The sequence below is a fragment of the Synechococcus sp. MU1642 genome (genome assembly GCF_020514115.1).
Classification (GTDB): Bacteria; Cyanobacteriota; Cyanobacteriia; order PCC-6307; family Cyanobiaceae; genus Parasynechococcus.
Window position 1 is genome coordinate 57,692 of the sequence record NZ_VTKZ01000004.1, and the last position, 15,560, is coordinate 73,251.

General features: G+C 61.4%; 16 protein-coding genes and 3 tRNA genes. 10 read left to right on the plus strand and 9 right to left on the minus strand.

Annotated features, from left to right (window positions below):
* Positions 1 to 11 precede the first annotated feature (11 nt).
* A complete protein-coding gene (locus tag FZZ85_RS05625; RefSeq protein ID WP_226413034.1) occupies positions 12 to 1,064 on the minus strand; it encodes a D-alanine--D-alanine ligase family protein in 1,053 nt (350 codons plus the stop codon).
* A 51-nt stretch (positions 1,065 to 1,115) separates the two neighbouring features.
* Positions 1,116 to 2,510, minus strand: coding sequence for a tRNA (N6-isopentenyl adenosine(37)-C2)-methylthiotransferase MiaB (miaB, locus tag FZZ85_RS05630; RefSeq protein WP_226413036.1), 1,395 nt, complete (start codon positions 2,508 to 2,510; stop codon positions 1,116 to 1,118).
* A 68-nt stretch (positions 2,511 to 2,578) separates the two neighbouring features.
* Between miaB and FZZ85_RS12200 the strand changes: the two genes are divergently transcribed.
* Entirely contained in the window at positions 2,579 to 3,202 is a 624-nt protein-coding gene (locus FZZ85_RS12200) for a hypothetical protein (protein WP_370631144.1), read from the plus strand.
* Here the strand turns inward: FZZ85_RS12200 and FZZ85_RS05640 are convergent.
* Positions 3,172 to 3,244: transfer RNA gene (locus FZZ85_RS05640), tRNA-His, on the minus strand. The two genes, FZZ85_RS12200 and FZZ85_RS05640, sit on opposite strands and share 31 nt — an antisense overlap.
* Before the next feature lie 42 nt (positions 3,245 to 3,286).
* Here FZZ85_RS05640 and FZZ85_RS05645 point away from each other — a divergent pair.
* The 3 genes from FZZ85_RS05645 to FZZ85_RS05655 are packed head-to-tail and all read left to right on the plus strand — an operon-like array spanning position 3,287 to position 6,363.
* Positions 3,287 to 3,718 carry a DUF4359 domain-containing protein gene (locus FZZ85_RS05645; protein WP_370631145.1) on the plus strand — a complete coding sequence of 144 codons (432 nt, stop codon included), beginning with the start codon at positions 3,287 to 3,289 and terminating at the stop codon, positions 3,716 to 3,718.
* Complete coding sequence (locus FZZ85_RS05650) at positions 3,718 to 4,995, plus strand: amidohydrolase family protein (protein ID WP_226413038.1); 1,278 nt, start codon at positions 3,718 to 3,720, stop codon at positions 4,993 to 4,995. The genes FZZ85_RS05645 and FZZ85_RS05650 overlap by 1 nt, the downstream gene beginning before the upstream one ends.
* A gap of 18 nt (positions 4,996 to 5,013) precedes the next feature.
* Complete coding sequence (locus FZZ85_RS05655; RefSeq protein WP_226413321.1) at positions 5,014 to 6,363, plus strand: FAD-binding oxidoreductase; 1,350 nt, start codon at positions 5,014 to 5,016, stop codon at positions 6,361 to 6,363.
* Positions 6,364 to 6,366: 3 nt separating this feature from the next.
* Here the strand turns inward: FZZ85_RS05655 and FZZ85_RS05660 are convergent, their stop codons facing one another.
* From FZZ85_RS05660 to murA, 5 genes are all read right to left on the minus strand, one after another.
* Complete coding sequence (locus tag FZZ85_RS05660) at positions 6,367 to 6,888, minus strand: pentapeptide repeat-containing protein (RefSeq protein WP_226413040.1); 522 nt, start codon at positions 6,886 to 6,888, stop codon at positions 6,367 to 6,369.
* A 20-nt stretch (positions 6,889 to 6,908) separates the two neighbouring features.
* Positions 6,909 to 8,123 (minus strand): Mur ligase family protein, encoded by a 1,215-nt coding sequence (locus FZZ85_RS05665; RefSeq protein WP_226413042.1) that lies wholly within the window; start codon positions 8,121 to 8,123, stop codon positions 6,909 to 6,911.
* A complete protein-coding gene (locus tag FZZ85_RS05670; protein WP_226413044.1) occupies positions 8,124 to 9,305 on the minus strand; it encodes an aspartate aminotransferase family protein in 1,182 nt (393 codons plus the stop codon).
* Positions 9,306 to 9,318: 13 nt separating this feature from the next.
* A tRNA-Leu gene (locus FZZ85_RS05675) sits at positions 9,319 to 9,401 on the minus strand.
* A gap of 33 nt (positions 9,402 to 9,434) precedes the next feature.
* On the minus strand, positions 9,435 to 10,736 hold the full coding sequence (murA, locus tag FZZ85_RS05680) for a UDP-N-acetylglucosamine 1-carboxyvinyltransferase (RefSeq protein ID WP_226413046.1): 1,302 nt from the start codon (positions 10,734 to 10,736) through the stop codon (positions 9,435 to 9,437).
* A gap of 150 nt (positions 10,737 to 10,886) precedes the next feature.
* On the opposite strand from murA, the gene FZZ85_RS05685 reads away from it, so the two are divergent.
* From FZZ85_RS05685 to FZZ85_RS05710, 6 genes are all read left to right on the plus strand, one after another.
* A tRNA-Leu gene (locus FZZ85_RS05685) sits at positions 10,887 to 10,970 on the plus strand.
* A 32-nt stretch (positions 10,971 to 11,002) separates the two neighbouring features.
* On the plus strand, positions 11,003 to 11,251 hold the full coding sequence (locus FZZ85_RS05690) for a hypothetical protein (protein WP_226413048.1): 249 nt from the start codon (positions 11,003 to 11,005) through the stop codon (positions 11,249 to 11,251).
* 26 nt (positions 11,252 to 11,277) lie between these two features.
* A complete protein-coding gene (locus FZZ85_RS05695; RefSeq protein ID WP_226413323.1) occupies positions 11,278 to 12,111 on the plus strand; it encodes an RNA methyltransferase in 834 nt (277 codons plus the stop codon).
* On the plus strand, positions 12,108 to 13,550 hold the full coding sequence (gene lpdA, locus FZZ85_RS05700) for a dihydrolipoyl dehydrogenase (protein WP_226413050.1): 1,443 nt from the start codon (positions 12,108 to 12,110) through the stop codon (positions 13,548 to 13,550). The genes FZZ85_RS05695 and lpdA overlap by 4 nt, the downstream gene beginning before the upstream one ends.
* A 39-nt stretch (positions 13,551 to 13,589) precedes the next feature.
* Positions 13,590 to 14,477 (plus strand): indole-3-glycerol phosphate synthase TrpC, encoded by an 888-nt coding sequence (trpC, locus tag FZZ85_RS05705; RefSeq protein WP_226413052.1) that lies wholly within the window; start codon positions 13,590 to 13,592, stop codon positions 14,475 to 14,477.
* A gap of 54 nt (positions 14,478 to 14,531) precedes the next feature.
* Positions 14,532 to 15,200, plus strand: coding sequence for a hydantoin utilization protein A (locus tag FZZ85_RS05710; protein WP_226413325.1), 669 nt, complete (start codon positions 14,532 to 14,534; stop codon positions 15,198 to 15,200).
* Here FZZ85_RS05710 and sodX read toward each other — a convergent pair.
* A complete protein-coding gene (gene sodX / locus FZZ85_RS05715; RefSeq protein ID WP_226413054.1) occupies positions 15,183 to 15,515 on the minus strand; it encodes a nickel-type superoxide dismutase maturation protease in 333 nt (110 codons plus the stop codon). The two genes, FZZ85_RS05710 and sodX, sit on opposite strands and share 18 nt — an antisense overlap.
* Positions 15,516 to 15,560: the final 45 nt, after the last annotated feature.

A 15,560-nucleotide genomic window follows, 5' to 3' on the forward strand; every position in this document is an offset into this window, starting at 1 on the left:
GGACGCTGTGCTCATTCTCCTGCGGTTTGGATCAGTTTGTGCACCAACTGTTCGAGTGTTACGCCGCTGGCCGCCCAGAGCATCGGGAACATGCTCTGGGCCGTGAAACCAGGCAGGGTGTTGATTTCGTTGATCCAGAGCTGATCGTTGACGTCGTCGTAGAAGAAATCCACACGTCCCATGCCGTTGACGCCCACGGCAGAGCAGGCCTGGAAGGCCTGGGCGCGGATCCGGTCAGCCACTTCATCAGATAGGGGAGCTGGAATCAACGTGGTGCTGCGCCCTGCGGTGTATTTCGTCTCGTAGTCGTACCAGTCCGCATCAAAACGAACCTCACCGATCACCGACGCTTCGAGCATGCGTCCCCCCAGGACGGCGCATTCCACCTCTCTAGCGTTGACGCCCTGCTCCACTACCAGCCTTGGATCGAGCGCTGCTGCCTGGTTGAGGCCTGCTTCCAGTTCGTGGCGGGAACGCACCTTGCTGATGCCCACCGACGAGCCGAGATTGGCGGGCTTCACAAAGCAGGGGTAATTCAGTTCGCGTTCAATCCGATCCAAGAGTGCCGATCGGCTCTTGGCGTCTTCGAGTTCGGACGCGCGAAGGGCCACATAGGGCACCTGTGACAGCCCGGCGCTGGAGAAGGCAGATTTCATCGCCTGCTTGTCCATGCTGACGGCTGAGCCGAGCACGCCGGTGCCTACGAAGGGTTTGCCGGTCAGCTGGAACAACCCCTGAATGGTTCCGTCCTCTCCATTAGGACCATGCAGCACCGGATACCAGAGATCAACCGCATCACATCCCTCTGGGAACCCTTGGAATCCTGAGGGGGGCAGAGGTGGTGTGAGCTCTGGTGCGGTTTCGGAGGCCAGGGTTGCCTCGGATAGATCCGTTCCCCACCAGCGACCATCATGGTCGATGTAGATCGGCTGCACCGTATAGCGCTCTCTGTTGTTTCCGGTGCGCAGGCCTCGGACGACGGTCGCCGCAGATCGGATAGATACGTCGTGCTCTCCAGAGCGGCCTCCAAAGACGAGCCCGACCGTGATGGGACTGGACGGCATGAATGCTGCGACCCCTGAGCGGTGGGAGCGCCAAAGGTATCAGCGTTGTGCTTAGTGGGGCAGGGGGCTGCCGCTGAGTGAAAAGGACCGCACCGCATCGATGCGCACCTGCACGAGATCGCCGGCTTTGTGGGCATGACCATCCGCCGATGTGGAGCTGAAGAAGGTCAGGCGATTGGTGCGGGTTCGTCCCATCAGCTGCGATGGGTCCTTGGGATTGATGCCCTCCGCCAGTACTTCTTCAGTGCGCCCCTCGTAGCGGGCATTGGCCTTCCGGGCGCAGCGTTCCACCAGGGCATTGATTTCGCGCAGGCGTTCCACCTTCACCTCCTCCGGCAGCTGGTTGTCCCAATTGGCTGCAGGGGTATTGGGCCGAGGTGAATAGGCCGCTGTGTTCACCTGATCGAAGCCGATCTCTTCGATTAAATCGAGGGTGCGGCGGTATTGCGCATCGGTTTCGCCGGGGAAGGCAACGATCACATCGGCACTGAGGGAGGCATCGGGCATGCGCTCACGGATGCGGTCGATGATCCGCCGGTAGCGCTCAACGGTGTAGCCCCGGGCCATGGCTTGCAACACGTCGTTGTCCCCGCTCTGAAAAGGAATGTGGAAGTGTTCACAGAGCTTGGGAAGGTCGGCACAAGCATCGATCAGCCGCTCGGTGAAGTAGCGCGGATGGCTGGTGGCAAAACGGATCCGTTCAATGCCCTCCACGTCGTGTACGTGATGGAGCAAATCCGTGAGGGTGTGTTGGCGGCGGCCCTCTGGAGTGATGCCCGGTAGATCACGGCCGTAGGCATCAATGTTCTGGCCGAGCAGGGTGATTTCCTTGTAGCCCTGGGCGGCAAGACCCTCCATTTCCAGCTTGATCGCCTGGGGCAGCCGTGATTGTTCTTTGCCGCGCACGGAGGGCACCACGCAGTAGGTGCAACGTTCGTTGCAGCCATAAATCACGTTCACCCAGCCGCAGATGCTGCTGTCTCGGCGGGCCGTGGTGATGTCTTCAAGGATGTGGTGGTCTTCGGTGGCGACCACCTGCTGACCGCTGTCCACCTGCAGCAACAAGGTTTCAAGCCGGTTGGCGTGTTGCGGACCCATCACCAGATCCAGCTCCGGCACCCGTCGTAGCAGTGATTCGCCCTCCTGCTGGGCCACACAGCCCGCCACCACCAGGGTGAGATTGGGGTTACTGCGTTTCCTCTGGGCTTGTCTGCCGAGATAGCTGTAAACCTTCTGTTCGGCGTTGTCCCTGATGGTGCAGGTGTTGTAGAGCACCAGATCGGCATCCAGTTCGGCTGACGCCTCCTGGTAGCCCATGGCCTCAAGGATTCCCGCCATCCGTTCGGAATCCGCCTTGTTCATCTGGCAGCCGAACGTGGTGATCCAGTAACTGCCACGTTGGGGATTGGCAGTGGCGTCAGTGGCGAGGGGGGCGGAGGCGACCAAATCTCTGGCTCAAGCCTTCTCAGTGTGAGTCACAGCGGTGTTGTGTCAGTTTGGAGATTGACAGCCGGATGGCTGTGGGCTGGGCTCTCACACGGTTTTCGCTCACCAAGGCCGTGCCCCTCACGATCAGCCGGGGCACCACAGCTGTTGTGGTGCGGTTGGAGCTCAGGGTGGAACGTGATGGGCTGGTCGGCCGCGGCGAGACCGGTGGATTTGAGACCGGCCACCGTGCCTTTGCCCTGGAGGCTGTGGAACAGGAGCTGCTGGCGCTTTTGCCGCAACTTGAGGCTCTGGATCCCAACCATCCGCAACGGTTTGAGCCCTTGCTGGACGCCCTCAGTCCCCAGGCGCGTTGTGCCATCGACCTAGCCTTGCGGGACTGGTATGGGCAACGGCTTGGCCATCCGCTATGGCGGCTCTGGGGGTTGGATCCAGCCAAGGGTGTGGCCACCACTGAAACCCTGGCAAGCTGGGTTGGGCCCGATGGGACATTGAGCTTGCCAAGGTGGACGCTGTCGCGCTCAACACCGAACGCCTCGATGAAGCTCAGGCTCGGGAGGAGAGGTCGAGCGCGTCCAGCAAATGCTGGGTTTGGCCTGCACCGATCCGATCCGCTGGGGTGCAGAACCCCTCCTAGGAGCCTTACTGGATTGTTGAGAAGGGCGAGCGAGGGGATTCGAACCCCCGAATAGCGGCGCCACAAGCCGCTGCCTTAACCACTTGGCGACGCCCGCCGCGTCCGTGAGAATCTACCAACACGAGCTGCAGCCTGCCTGGTGTCCCCTTCATCGCGTCCGCAAGGCCGGCATGTTCTGGCGATGTTGGTGGGGGGGATTGCAGCGGCCGGGGTGCTGTCGCTGGTGGTGTCCAATCCGTCGTTGGAGGACTATCAAGACCATGCCGGAGACCAGCTGGTCAGGTTGGGCACCAAGGAACTGTGCGATGAACCGACCCTGCCCATCGTGCTGCGTCTTTGGATACGCAATTGCCCTGAACTGATTGCCTCCCAGCGGGACGCCCTGGCGGCATTGGCGGCTCAGTTCACCACCCGTAGCAACCTGGTGGTGGCCAGTTTGTACTCCACCCAGATGGAAGGGAAGGAGCTGCTGCCAGGTCTGCGCCTGCCTGGCTTTGAAGTGCTCAGCCTTGGTGTGGCAGGTCGTTTCGTGGTTTTCAGCGCTGACGCCAGCAATGGTGCGGAAGAGTGATGGATGCCCCGTCGCTTAAGACCCAGCCGGAGAGTGGTGTCCTTGAGGCCTGGGCACCCCTGGGACTGCTGGATTTCGCCCCTTCAACGCTCCTGCCGGACGTCGCGAAGCAAGGACTAACGCCGGTGCGCCTTGCCTGGCATCAGGGGCGCTTGCGGGAGCTGAAGCCCCTGCCCGCCGAGCACGTGCCACCGTCTCGGATCGTGCTGCCGCGCTTGGTCGACTGCCATGTCCATTTGGACAAGGCCTACACCTGGCATGAATATCCCAACCTCTGCGGCAGCTATGGGGGTGCCCTGGACGCCAACCTGCGGGAGCACAACACCCGAACCGTCGCCTCCGTGCTTCAACGCGGCGAGCGCGCCATGGAGAGGGCGTTCGCCAATGGGCTGCGTGCCATGCGCAGCCATGTCGACAGTGGTGGCCCTGGCGCCGAGCCCAGCTGGGATGCACTGCTGACGCTGCAGCAACGCTGGCGTAGCCGCATCGATCTTCAGCTGGTGGCGCTGGTGCCCTTGGAATTTTGGTGTTCAGCTGACGCGGATGCCCTGGCGCGTTGCGTGGCCGCCAGTGGCGGTTGCCTCGGTGGTGTACTGACCCCTCCTTGTGGATCGGCTCTGGTCACCGAGCAGCTGGAGGCTTTGTTGTGCCTGGCTGATCGCCATGACTGCGGCGTCGATTTGCACATCGATGAAGCGGACCATGGTCCGGCGGAGGGCATGGTTCAGCTCCTGAAGGCTCTGCGGCGCGTACCAGTGCAGGTTCCAGTCACCTGCAGTCATGCCAGCAGTCTTTCCCTGCTGCCGGCACCACGCCTTGCGCGGTTGGCGGAGCGCATGGCCGCTGCAAATCTCAGCGTGATTGCCCTCCCCCTCACCAATGCCTGGTTGCTGGCTCGGGCGGATGAAGCCACACCACTTCAGCGTCCGCAGGCCCCGATCCGTCAGTTGCAACGTTGTGGTGTTCCCGTGGCTGTGGCGGGTGACAACGTGGCCGACCCGTGGTTCCCGGGAGGAGACTTCGATCCATTGGCCTTGCTGGCTGCATCAATGCCGTTGACCCAGTTGTTGCCCTGGCAGCGCTTGGGCCTTGCCCCTTTCACCACTGCACCGCCCGCCATTCTGCAGTTGGAGTGGGATGGGGTGCTGCGGGCTGGGGCTCCAGCTGATCTGATCTGCATGGAGGGCCAGGGATGGTCAGATCTGATCCAGTGTTCTTCCCAACGTCAGATTCTCGTGAAAGGCCACTGGCAGGCGTCACCGAGCGCTAGACCCTGACCAGTGTTTCGCCACGTCATGGGTCGCGCTGAAGACTTAATAGCTCTGCGTCAAGCCCTCAGCGCTGTTCCGGATCTGGAGCTGTTGGAGGAACCGGGGGACCTTCAGCGCCATTCCCGGGATGCCTTTGAGTACTCCCCCGTTTTGACGCCGCGCCTGGAGGCCTGCCGTGCTGAGTTGGTGCTCCGCCCCCGCTCGGTGGACGCCGTCGAACGACTGGCTTCGGCCTGCGCTGAGCATCAGGTTCCCTTGACCCTGCGGGGTTCCGGGACGGGGAACTACGGCCAGTGTGTGCCTCTGCAGGGCGGCGTGGTGATGCTCACCACGGCCCTGCGGCAGATCCGTTCGATTGATCCGATCACTGGGGTGGTGACCGTGGAACCTGGCTGTGTGATGCGTGATCTGGATCAGGAGTTGCGCCGGCATGGACGCCAGCTGCGCTTGATGCCCAGCACCTGGCGCAGCGCCACCATTGGCGGCTTTGTTGCAGGGGGGTCTGGGGGCATCGGTTCGCTGCGTTGGGGCTTTCTGCGGGATCCAGGCCATCTGCTCGGGTTGGAGATCGTGCCGCTACGCCCCGATGCCCAGCGCCATCAACTCGGCGAGATGGATGCGGAGCCCTTGAACCACGCCTACGGCACCAACGGCATCATCACGGCCCTCAGCCTGGCCACAGCACCAGCGGTCAACTGGCACCAGGTGAGTGTGGACTGCGAGCATTGGGAGCAGGCGGTTGAGCTGATGCACCGGATTGCTGCCTCGGCCTTGGATCTCCATTTGGCGAGCCTTCTGGAACAGCCGCTGCTGTCGCGGATGCCCGGTTGGGGTGGCCCTGCTGTCTCAGCTCACCGGCTGCTGTTGCTCGTCGCACCCGATGGGCTCAAAAGCTTGCAAAGGATGGTGCAGTCAGCCGGCGCGAGCCTGCGGGATCTCGGCCCTGAGGATCTCTCCGGAGGCAATGGCTTGCGCGAGCTGAGCTGGAATCACACCACCCTGCATGTGCGGGCTTCAGAGCCGGGATGGACCTACCTGCAGATGCTGTTGCCGCAACCGGAGGCCCCAGCGATGGCGGCATTGAAGCAGCATTGGGGTGATGCCCTTGTCTGGCATCTCGAGCTTGTGCGGCAGCAGGGCTGTCCCCGCCTGGCTGCTCTGCCGTTGGTGCGTTGGCAGGGACCAGATCAGCTGAACCGGTTGATGGATGACTGCAGGGCCGCTGGTGCCGTGCTGTTCAACCCCCACGTGATCACTGTGGAAGACGGCGGCCTTGGCGTCATTGATGCCGATCAGGTGGCGGCCAAGCAGCGCTTTGATCCTGCCGGTCTGCTCAATCCAGGCAAGCTTCGGGGTTGGGAGGAGCGCTCCTGAGGATCAGCAGCCCAGACTGTCGAAGGTGGCGACTCCGGTACTGGGGTTGATGCCATCGGCCTCGCCACAAAGGCGGCGTTGATCATCACGATCGAGCAGGGCGTCAGTGAAATCAGCCCCTTCGATTTGAGCGTTGCTGAAGCTGCTGCCCGACGCAATGATCCCAGTTAGGACGGCATTGCGTAGATCTGTGGCGACGAAGTCGGCGCGATCCATCAGGGCATCGGAGAGGTCAGCGCCTTGGAAATCAGCCTCGGCGAAAGCCCCTTGGGTGAGGATCGCGCCATGCAGGTTGGCGCCCCGGAAATTCGCTCCGCGGCCCACAGCTCCGGCGAAGGATGTGTTGGCCAGGTTCTGCCCCTCGAAGTCGCCGTTGCTCTGGTTGGTGAGCGTGTAATCCACCTTTTCCTGGAAAAGGGCCCGGTCCTGCAGCCCCACCCCAGCTGAGGTGTCCAGGGCTTGGGCAGGCGTTGCAATAAGCAGAAGGGGCAGGAGAAGGCCCAGTAACCAGGAGATTCTCAGCACAGTCCACGCTCAAGCTGTGCTCACTCTGCCGTTACAACGCCACGAGCGAACAGGTCACCGATCAGATACAGCGATCCGGCAACAATCGGCACCGGTGTCGGCCATTCGTTGCTGCTGAGGTGGTTCAGTACGGTTTCGAGGCCGTCGGCCTCTTGCAGCTGGTGCTCGAGCTGAGGCAGCTCCTGGAGGAGGGCCGACCGGTTCCAGCTCTTGTGGCTCGGTACCGGAATAATCCAAGCCTGGTCCTTCGGCTGCAGCAGCGTCTGGAGCATGGCGACAGCATCCTTGTGGGCCTGGATTGCAAGGATCCACACCACGCCAGTGGAGGCATCGATCCACTGGCTGCGTTCTTCGGCCAGCTGCACCGCTGCCGGTGGATTGTGGGCTCCATCCAGGCGAAGCTTTTGGTCCCCCCAATGCACGGTTTGCAGGCGGCCGGGCCACTGAGCTGTGGCAAAGCCCTTCTGGATCACGGCTTCAGGCAAGGTCCAGCCCAAGCCCGAGAGGGCTTGTAAGGCACCGAGGGCCACAGCCGCGTTGCTTCGCTGAATGGCGCCGGGCAAACCCAGTTGCCAGGTTGAATCCAGGGGCTTCACCCAGTGGAGCTTGGCCTGCTGGGTGAAGCAGGTTGTCTCCAGGACTTCCCGCACCTCAGGGGCTTGAACGCAACTGATCACGGTGGCCTGCGGCGGGATCGCTGCCGCTTTTTCGGTTGCGATGGCGGTGAGGCTGTTCCCTAGGTGCTCGCAGTGGTCCAGGCCAATGCTGGCGACGGCAACCACAGGGCGGCATGGGTGGGCCGTGGTTGCGTCAAGTCGTCCTCCCAGCCCCACCTCCAGCACCAGCAAGTCGCAGGCGTGACGTTGGAACTCCAAGAAGGCTGTGGTCACGAGCAGTTCAAATGGGGTAAGTCGATGCCGTTCGTTCAGGGCCTGAAGCGCCTGCAACTGGGTGCGCAGCGTTTCAACTGCAATGGGCTTTCCCTTGATCCGGATGCGTTCGCACCAGCTCACCAGGTGGGGGGAGGTGGTGACCCCGCAGCGGAGGCCGGCGGCACAGAGGGCTGATTCCAGCAAGCTGACGATGGAACCCTTCCCGTTGGTGCCCAGCACCTGAATCGCGGGAATCGTCCGACAGGGATGGTCGAGCTCGTGCAGGGCCGCATGCATGCGATCCAACTGCAGATCCATGCCACGCAGATCGAAGCGTGGAATCAGATCAGACAGATCGTCCACTCAGCTGACGCTGGAGAGGGTTGCCGCCAGGCGGCGCAGCAGTTCGCGCACCTCGCGAGTGTTGATGGTCAGTGGGGGCACCATGCGCAGCACCGAGGGGCCGGCCGCCACCAGCAGTAGGCCGTGGTCGATGGCGGCTTTTGCCAGCGAAGGGGCCTTCCAACTGCTGCCCTCCCGGATCACGATGCCTTGCAGCAGGCCCCAGCCCCGCACGCCTTGCAGGTGCTCGGGGAAGCAGTTCACCAGCTCTTGGAGCCCATCGCGCAGTTGTTCGCCGCGGGCTGTGACGTTGGTTAGCAGTCTTCGTCGTTCGATTTCGGTGGCTACCGTCAAACCCGCACGGCAGGCGAAGGGATTGCCGCCGAAGGTGCTGGCATGGTCGCCTGGTTCAAACACATCCGCGGATGCGTTCACCAGTAAGGCACCAATGGCATGGCCACCGCCTAGGCCCTTGGCCAGGGTGAAGGCGTCAGGGCTGATGCCCAGCTGCTCATAGCCCCACAGGCGGCCACTCCGCCCCATGCCCACCTGCACCTCATCAAGGATCAGCAGGATGTTGTTCTCTGTGCAGATCTCGCGCAGGCGTGAGAAGAAAACGCGGTCTCCAGGGTTGACGCCACCCTCACCTTGCAAGGGTTCAACCAGAACAGCTGCGATCGAGGGACCGGCCTTTTCGTAGCGGTTGATCAGGGCTTCGAGAGCCTTCAGATCGTTGTAAGGGAAGTAATCAAACCCGGTCACCATGGGCTCAAAACCCTTGTGGTACTTGGGTTGACCGGTGGCGGTGACAGCCGCGAGCGTGCGGCCATGGAAGCTGGCTGCTGCCGTGAGGATCACGGGGTGTTCGATGCCGCGGCGTTGATGTCCGTGTTTGCGGGCCAGCTTGATCGCGGCTTCATTGGCTTCGGCTCCGGAATTGCAGAAGAAGACGCTGTCGGCACAGCTGTTGCGCACTAACCAGCTAGCCAGCTCTTCCTGTTCCGGAATCTGATAGAGGTTCGACACGTGCTGGAGCCGTCCCAGCTGCTTGCGCAGAGCCCGCTGCATGGCTCTGTCGCTGTGGCCCAGGGTGCAGGTGGCGATGCCAGCGACTGCATCAAGGTAACGCCGCCCTTGGGTGTCCTTGACCCAGCAGCCTTTCCCCTTGGCCAGCGCCAAAGGGAAACGGCCGTAGGTGTTCATCACAGCGGATGGATGGGAGCCGGGGGACTTGAACCCCCAAGACCAGTGGCCGGCTGATTTTGAGTCAGCTGCGTCTACCAATTCCGCCAGGCTCCCGCACAGGAATTGTATTGATTGAAGGGCCCCGTTTCAGGGGATGTTGCGCTTCACCTCAGCGCCGGCAGCGATGAGCTTTGCTTCGAGGTCGTCGTAGCCTCGATCGAGGTGCTTCAGACCAGCCACTTCGGTGATTCCTTTGGCAGAGAGGCCAGCCAGCACCATGGCAGCTGCTGCACGAAGGTCGGTGCCGGTGACTGGAGCTGCGCTCAGCTGAGCCACGCCTTCAACAATGGCTGTGCTGCCCTTGAGACGAATGGATGCCCCCATGCGCTGCAGTTCGGCCACATGCTGCAGCCGGTTTTCGTAGATCTTTTCGCTGATCACACTGGTGCCCTTCGCGGTACACATCAGGGCCATGAAAGGTGCCTGAAGATCGGTTGGGAACCCTGGAAAAGGTTGGGTAGTGATGTCCACGGCTGTGATCTCGCCCGGGGTGATAGTTACGGCCCTCCCATTGATGTCGATGGAGCAGCCGCAATCCCGAAGTTTTTGGATCACAGCGCTGAGGTGCTCGGGAATGACTGGCTCCACCACCAGTGGTGAGCGCGTGATTGCTGCCGCCATCAGGAAAGTTCCGGCTTCGATGCGATCCGGGATCACCGCATAGTTGTTGCAACCATGGAGACGCTCCACTCCTTTAACGGTGATCACCGGGCCGCCAGCGCCGCTGACCTGGGCTCCCATGCTGTTGAGCAAGTTGGCCAGGTCCTGCACTTCAGGTTCCTGAGCAGCGTTTTCGATGGTGGAGACCCCATCGGCCAGAACCGCTGCCATCAGAATGGTTTCAGTGGCGCCAACGCTGGGGCAGTCGAGCACGATCTGAGCGCCTGTCAGGCGTTTTTTGATGCCCGGCACTGAGGCTGTGACAATCCCGTGCTCCACGTTGACGACGGCACCAAGGGCTTTCAGGCCGCGGATGTGCTCGACGACGGGACGTGCCCCGATGCGGCAACCCCCAGGCAGGGGGACCCGCGCGTGTCCCAGACGTCCAAGCAAGGGGCCAATGCTGAAGAAACTGGCGCGAAGGCTGTTGACCAGTTCGTATGGAGGGGCTGAGCCGCTGAGCTCGGCGGCGGTGAGGCGAATGCGGTCCGTCCTTCGGTCCACTTGAACCCCCAGAGATTCAAGGATGGCGCTCATTCCATCGATGTCTGTGAGGGAGGGAATATTGGTCAGCTCAATGGTCTCCTCGCTGAGGAGGCTGGCTGTCATCAGCACCAGGGCAGAGTTTTTTGCGCCGCTGACTCGAAGCGTTCCTGTCAGTGTCTGGCTGCCACTGACATTGAGGCGTTGCTTGAGACTCCCCTGAGACACTTCTGCAACGGCCTTCATCGATGAGCTGAACCCCTATATCCGGGATATTGGCAACGTTCTTTGAGACCGTCTAGACGGCCGGCGTTCAAACTGGACAGTCTGTTACTGGGCTGGGGCAGTCAGGAATCGGTTATGCCCTATGTTCTTTCGGTCGAACACGACACGCCAGCGGATGTGGCGGAATTGGTAGACGCGCTAGTTTCAGGTACTAGTGGTGGCAACATCGTGGGAGTTCAAGTCTCCCCATCCGCACTAACTTTGTCGGGTAGCAACGCCCGACAATCATGATCGTTCTCAAGATCTCTAACGCATCGGAAGTGGTTGCTTCCAAGGTTGGCAAATTCCTTGAACTGCTAACCCCTGACTCGATCGATCACACAACCGTTGAGGATCAGGTGATTAAAAAAATGATCGAAAATCTTGCGGCGGAAGGGATTAAAGGTGAAATCGCAGCCATCAATGGCCTCCAGCTTGATGGCGACAATCTGAGCGTTCACAAAGGCTTGAACGTGCGCAAACACGCAGCGTTCTGAGTCATTTTCTGGATTCCTCCTCTCCCCTGATCAGCAGCCGACGCAATCCCCTGGTCAAACGGCTGCGAACCCTGGCCACCCGTGAGGGGCGACAGGCCGAGGGGCTGTTGCTTCTTGAGGGCACCCACCTGTTGCAGGAAGTTCTAAGGAAGGGCAACGCACCCGAGGAAATCATCGCAACTGAAGCTTGGTTGCAAGGTCATCCGGCCCTGGCTGAACGTTGTTCCCAGGCGCGATGTCGGATCGTCACCGATGAGGTGTTGCGGGCTGCTCTCACAACGGTCACACCCGATGGTGTTGCCTGCCTGAGCCCCCTGGATCGACTGCCAACCGTCCCTCCAGAGCTGGACTTCCTCCTAGTTCTGGATCGGATTCAGGATCCAGGAAATCTGGGTACTTTGCTGCGCACGGCCCTGGCTGCTGACGTCAACGCGGTCTGGATGGGGGCTGGTGTCGATCCACTCGGCACGAAGGTGTTGCGGGCCTCAGCCGGTGCTCTGCTTCAACTGCCGCATCAACGCTTTGGCCCGAGCGAAGCGGTGGCGATTTCACAGCTTCAGCAGGAACTGACGCGGCTGGTGGCTTTGGGTGTGCAAGTGGTAGCCACTCTGGTGCCCGTTTCGACCAAGGCTGAGCCTCCCTCTCCCTACTGGGATCTGGACTGGACGCTGCCGACGGCGCTGGTGCTGGGAACCGAGGGAGCAGGTTTGCATCCGGATCTGCAGGCCTGCTGTACCCATGCCGTCACGCTCCCCCACAGCGCACGGGTGGAATCCCTGAATGTGGCGTCTGCCGCTGTTCCTCTCCTTCTGGAGCGGCGAAGGGCGACAATGACCGCCACATCGCAGCAGTTCGGGTGAGCGACGCCAGCTTCGACTTCGACGTCATCGTTATTGGAGCCGGCTACGGCGGCTTCGACGCTGCCAAACATGCCGCCGAGCACGGCCTGAAGACGGCGATTGTTGAATCCCGCGACATGGGTGGCACCTGTGTGAACCGGGGCTGTGTTCCCTCCAAGGCACTGTTGGCTGCCAGTGGAAAAGTGCGGGAACTTGCGGACAACAAGCACCTGTCGAGCTTCGGAATTCACGCTGCTCCTGTGCGGTTCGAACGGCAGAAAATCGCTGATCACGCCAATCAGCTGGTTCAGACCATCCGTACCAACCTCACCAAAACCCTGGAACGGGCCGGGGTGACGATCCTTCGGGGACATGGCCGTCTGGAGGGCAGCCAGAAGGTGGGGCTGCGGGAGCCCAGCGGGGTGGACAGGGTGCTGACCGCCAAGGACGTGATCATCGCCACGGGGTCTGATCCCTTTGTACCGCCAGGCATCGAAACCGATGGCCGGACGGTGTTCACCAGTGACGAGGCCATTAGCCTGGAATGGCTGCCCCGCTGGATCGCCATCATCGGCAGCGGTTACATCGGCCTTGAATTCGCTGATGTGTACACCGCCCTCGGTTGCGAAGTGACGATGATCGAGGCTATGGACAAGGTGATGCCCACCTTTGATCCTGATATCGCCAAGATCGCTGGGCGTCATCTGATTGACAGTCGCGATATCGATGCGCGTTCCGGTCTGCTGGCCCGCAAGGTCACACCGGGCTGTCCAGTGCAGATCGAACTGGCTGATTTCAACAGCCGTGAACTGATCGAGACCCTTGAGGTTGATGCCGTTCTGGTGGCGACAGGGCGTGTTCCCAGTAGCAAGGATCTCAACTTGGAGTCACTGAATGTGGAGACGAATCGCGGCTTCGTCCCGATCGACGACGCCATGCGGGTCTTGGTCAACGACCAGCCTGTTCCCAATCTCTGGGCTGTGGGAGACGTGACAGGCAAGCTGATGTTGGCCCACACCGCCGCTGCTCAAGGCACCGTTGCCGTGGACAACATCCTGGGTCATGCGCGCGAGATTGATTACCGCAGCATTCCGGCAGCCACCTTCACCCATCCCGAGATCAGCTCTGTTGGCTTGACAGAGGCGGATGCCAAAGCTTTGGCCGAGAAGGATGGCTTCCAGCTGGGTTCCGTTCGCAGCTACTTCAAGGCCAATTCCAAAGCTTTGGCAGAGCTGGACAGCGACGGTTTGATGAAGCTGCTCTTCAACAAAACCAGTGGTGAAGTGCTGGGGGCCCACATTTACGGACTTCACGCCGCCGACCTCATCCAGGAGGTGGCCAATGCCGTTGCCCGCCGTCAGAGCGTGAGTCAGCTCGCCACCGAAGTGCACACTCACCCGACCCTCAGCGAGGTGGTGGAGGTCGCTTACAAGCAGGCTGCCGCCCAAGTGGCCGCCTGATCACCACCAGCTTTTTCGTTCCAGCTTTTTCCCTGTTCCATGGAGATCCGCCGTCGTCCCCCCAACCCCAAGGTACGGGTGGCACATCTCGAATATGCGGTGCCCCACGACGACGAAGCACCTCGTCACATTCTCGAGAAAATTGTCTGGGAAAAAGACCGTGAGATCGATATTGCTCGTGACAAGGTTCCCCTCGACAACCTGAAGCAGCAGATTGCCAAGCTTCCCCCCACGAAGGATTTCCTGGGGGCACTTCAGGCTGCCGCAACGAAACCAGCGGTGATTGCTGAGGTGAAAAAAGCGAGTCCCAGCAAAGGGGTGATTCGCGAGGATTTCGACCCGGTGGCGATTGCCAAGGCCTACGCAGCTGGCGGTGCAAGCTGCCTCTCGGTGCTTACCGACAAGACGTTTTTCCAGGGCGGGTTTGATGTCTTGGTGGAAGTGCGTCAGGCCGTCGACCTGCCTTTGCTCTGCAAGGAGTTTGTGCTGAGTCCCTATCAGCTGTTTCAGGCCCGGGCGGCTGGCGCTGATGCGGTGCTTCTGATCGCTGCCATCCTGTCGGACCAGGATCTTCGCTATCTCAACAAGGCTGCGGCGGCGCTGGGCCTCACGGTGTTGGTGGAGGTACATGACGCCACCGAAATGGACCGTGTGCTCAGCATTGGTGGCTTCCCCTTGATCGGGATCAACAACCGTGATCTCGCCAGTTTCGAGACGGATCTAGCCACGACCGAGCGGCTGATGATTGACTTCAACGACCGGTTGAACCAACAGGGGGCGCTGCTTGTGAGTGAATCGGGCCTGTTCAGCCGGGCCGATCTCGATCGGGTGCAAGCCGCCGGTGCGGGGGCTGTGCTGGTGGGAGAAGCCCTGATGCGGCAGCCGGATGTTGAAGCTGGTCTGATGCAGTTGATCGAGGCCGGTTAAGGCCATTCGCTATCTCACTGCTGATGCAGAATTGCAATATTGAGGCGGTTCTTTGTGCTGATTAGCCTTTTGACCGGTATTGCAGCCGGGGCCGTTCATGTGGTGGGTGGTGCTGATCACCTGGTGGCGATGGCTCCCTTCTCTCTGAACAAGCCGTGGGCTGCCTTTCGTCACGGCTTGGCGTGGGGTGCCGGTCACTCCACCGGAGTTGTGGTTTTGGCGTTGATCGCCATTGGTCTGAAAGACCTGGCCCATGTGGAGGCCATGTCGTCCTGGGCGGAATTCCTCGTGGGCGTTGCCCTGCTGGTGGTGGGTGCCCTGGCCGTACGCACGGCCTTCGGGCTGAAACTGCACACCCATGAGCACCGCCACGACGGTGCCTCCGAGCATCGTCATCTTCACCTGCATGTGCACGGTGCCAGCAACCACCGTCGCCACGTCCATGCCTCCTCCGGCCTGGGTCTGCTGCATGGCCTGGCGGGGGCCAGCCACCTGCTCGCGGTGATCCCTGCTTTGGCTCTGCCGACCCACGCCGCTGTTGGCTATCTGGTGGCTTACCTGCTTGGATCCATCGGCGCCATGGTGGCTGTGGTGTCTGTGGTGTCGTTCCTCACCCTTCGCAGCGGTGCCCGGCTGATGCCCTTCATCGTGGGCGGTACGGGTGCTCTCTCGATTGTCACCGGGGCCATCTGGCTTCAGAAGACCTCACCGGCCCTGTTCTGATCTACCGCGCAGGAGCCGGCCTACCACCTCGCCAATCAATAGTTTTGTTGGCACCGCTCCCAATTGGCGGCTGTCGATGCTTTCGGCGGGGTTGTCTCCCAGCAACCAAAGCCCCGTTTCCTCAACGCTCTTCAGGCGCTTAATCAGGCGCAGCTTGCTTCGCTGCGGATGCCAGGTCACGACCACGGATCCCAGGCTGGGCGTGGGGTCCCGTCCCAGCCGTCTGACCAGAACCCGGTCTCCGGGTTCAAGGGTGGGCTGCATCGATCGTCCTTCGATCCGCAGCAGCAGCCGTCGCCCACAAAAAAGCAGCAACAGATCGCGAAGACCTGCTGCTGCGATGGGGGGAATGGTTCTGTT

What these genes read in the sequence shown, in the direction of transcription:
- FZZ85_RS05625 (WP_226413034.1), bottom strand. Translation starts at nt 1,064, where the DNA reads ATGCCGTCCAGTCCCATCACGGTCGGGCTCGTCTTTGGAGGCCGCTCT.
- FZZ85_RS12200 (WP_370631144.1), top strand. Translation starts at nt 2,579, where the DNA reads ATGGCTGTGGGCTGGGCTCTCACACGGTTTTCGCTCACCAAGGCCGTG.
- FZZ85_RS05650 (WP_226413038.1), top strand. Translation starts at nt 3,718, where the DNA reads ATGGATGCCCCGTCGCTTAAGACCCAGCCGGAGAGTGGTGTCCTTGAG.
- FZZ85_RS05655 (WP_226413321.1), top strand. Translation starts at nt 5,014, where the DNA reads ATGGGTCGCGCTGAAGACTTAATAGCTCTGCGTCAAGCCCTCAGCGCT.
- FZZ85_RS05670 (WP_226413044.1), bottom strand. Translation starts at nt 9,305, where the DNA reads ATGAACACCTACGGCCGTTTCCCTTTGGCGCTGGCCAAGGGGAAAGGC.
- murA (WP_226413046.1), bottom strand. Translation starts at nt 10,736, where the DNA reads ATGAAGGCCGTTGCAGAAGTGTCTCAGGGGAGTCTCAAGCAACGCCTC.
- FZZ85_RS05690 (WP_226413048.1), top strand. Translation starts at nt 11,003, where the DNA reads ATGATCGTTCTCAAGATCTCTAACGCATCGGAAGTGGTTGCTTCCAAG.
- trpC (WP_226413052.1), top strand. Translation starts at nt 13,590, where the DNA reads ATGGAGATCCGCCGTCGTCCCCCCAACCCCAAGGTACGGGTGGCACAT.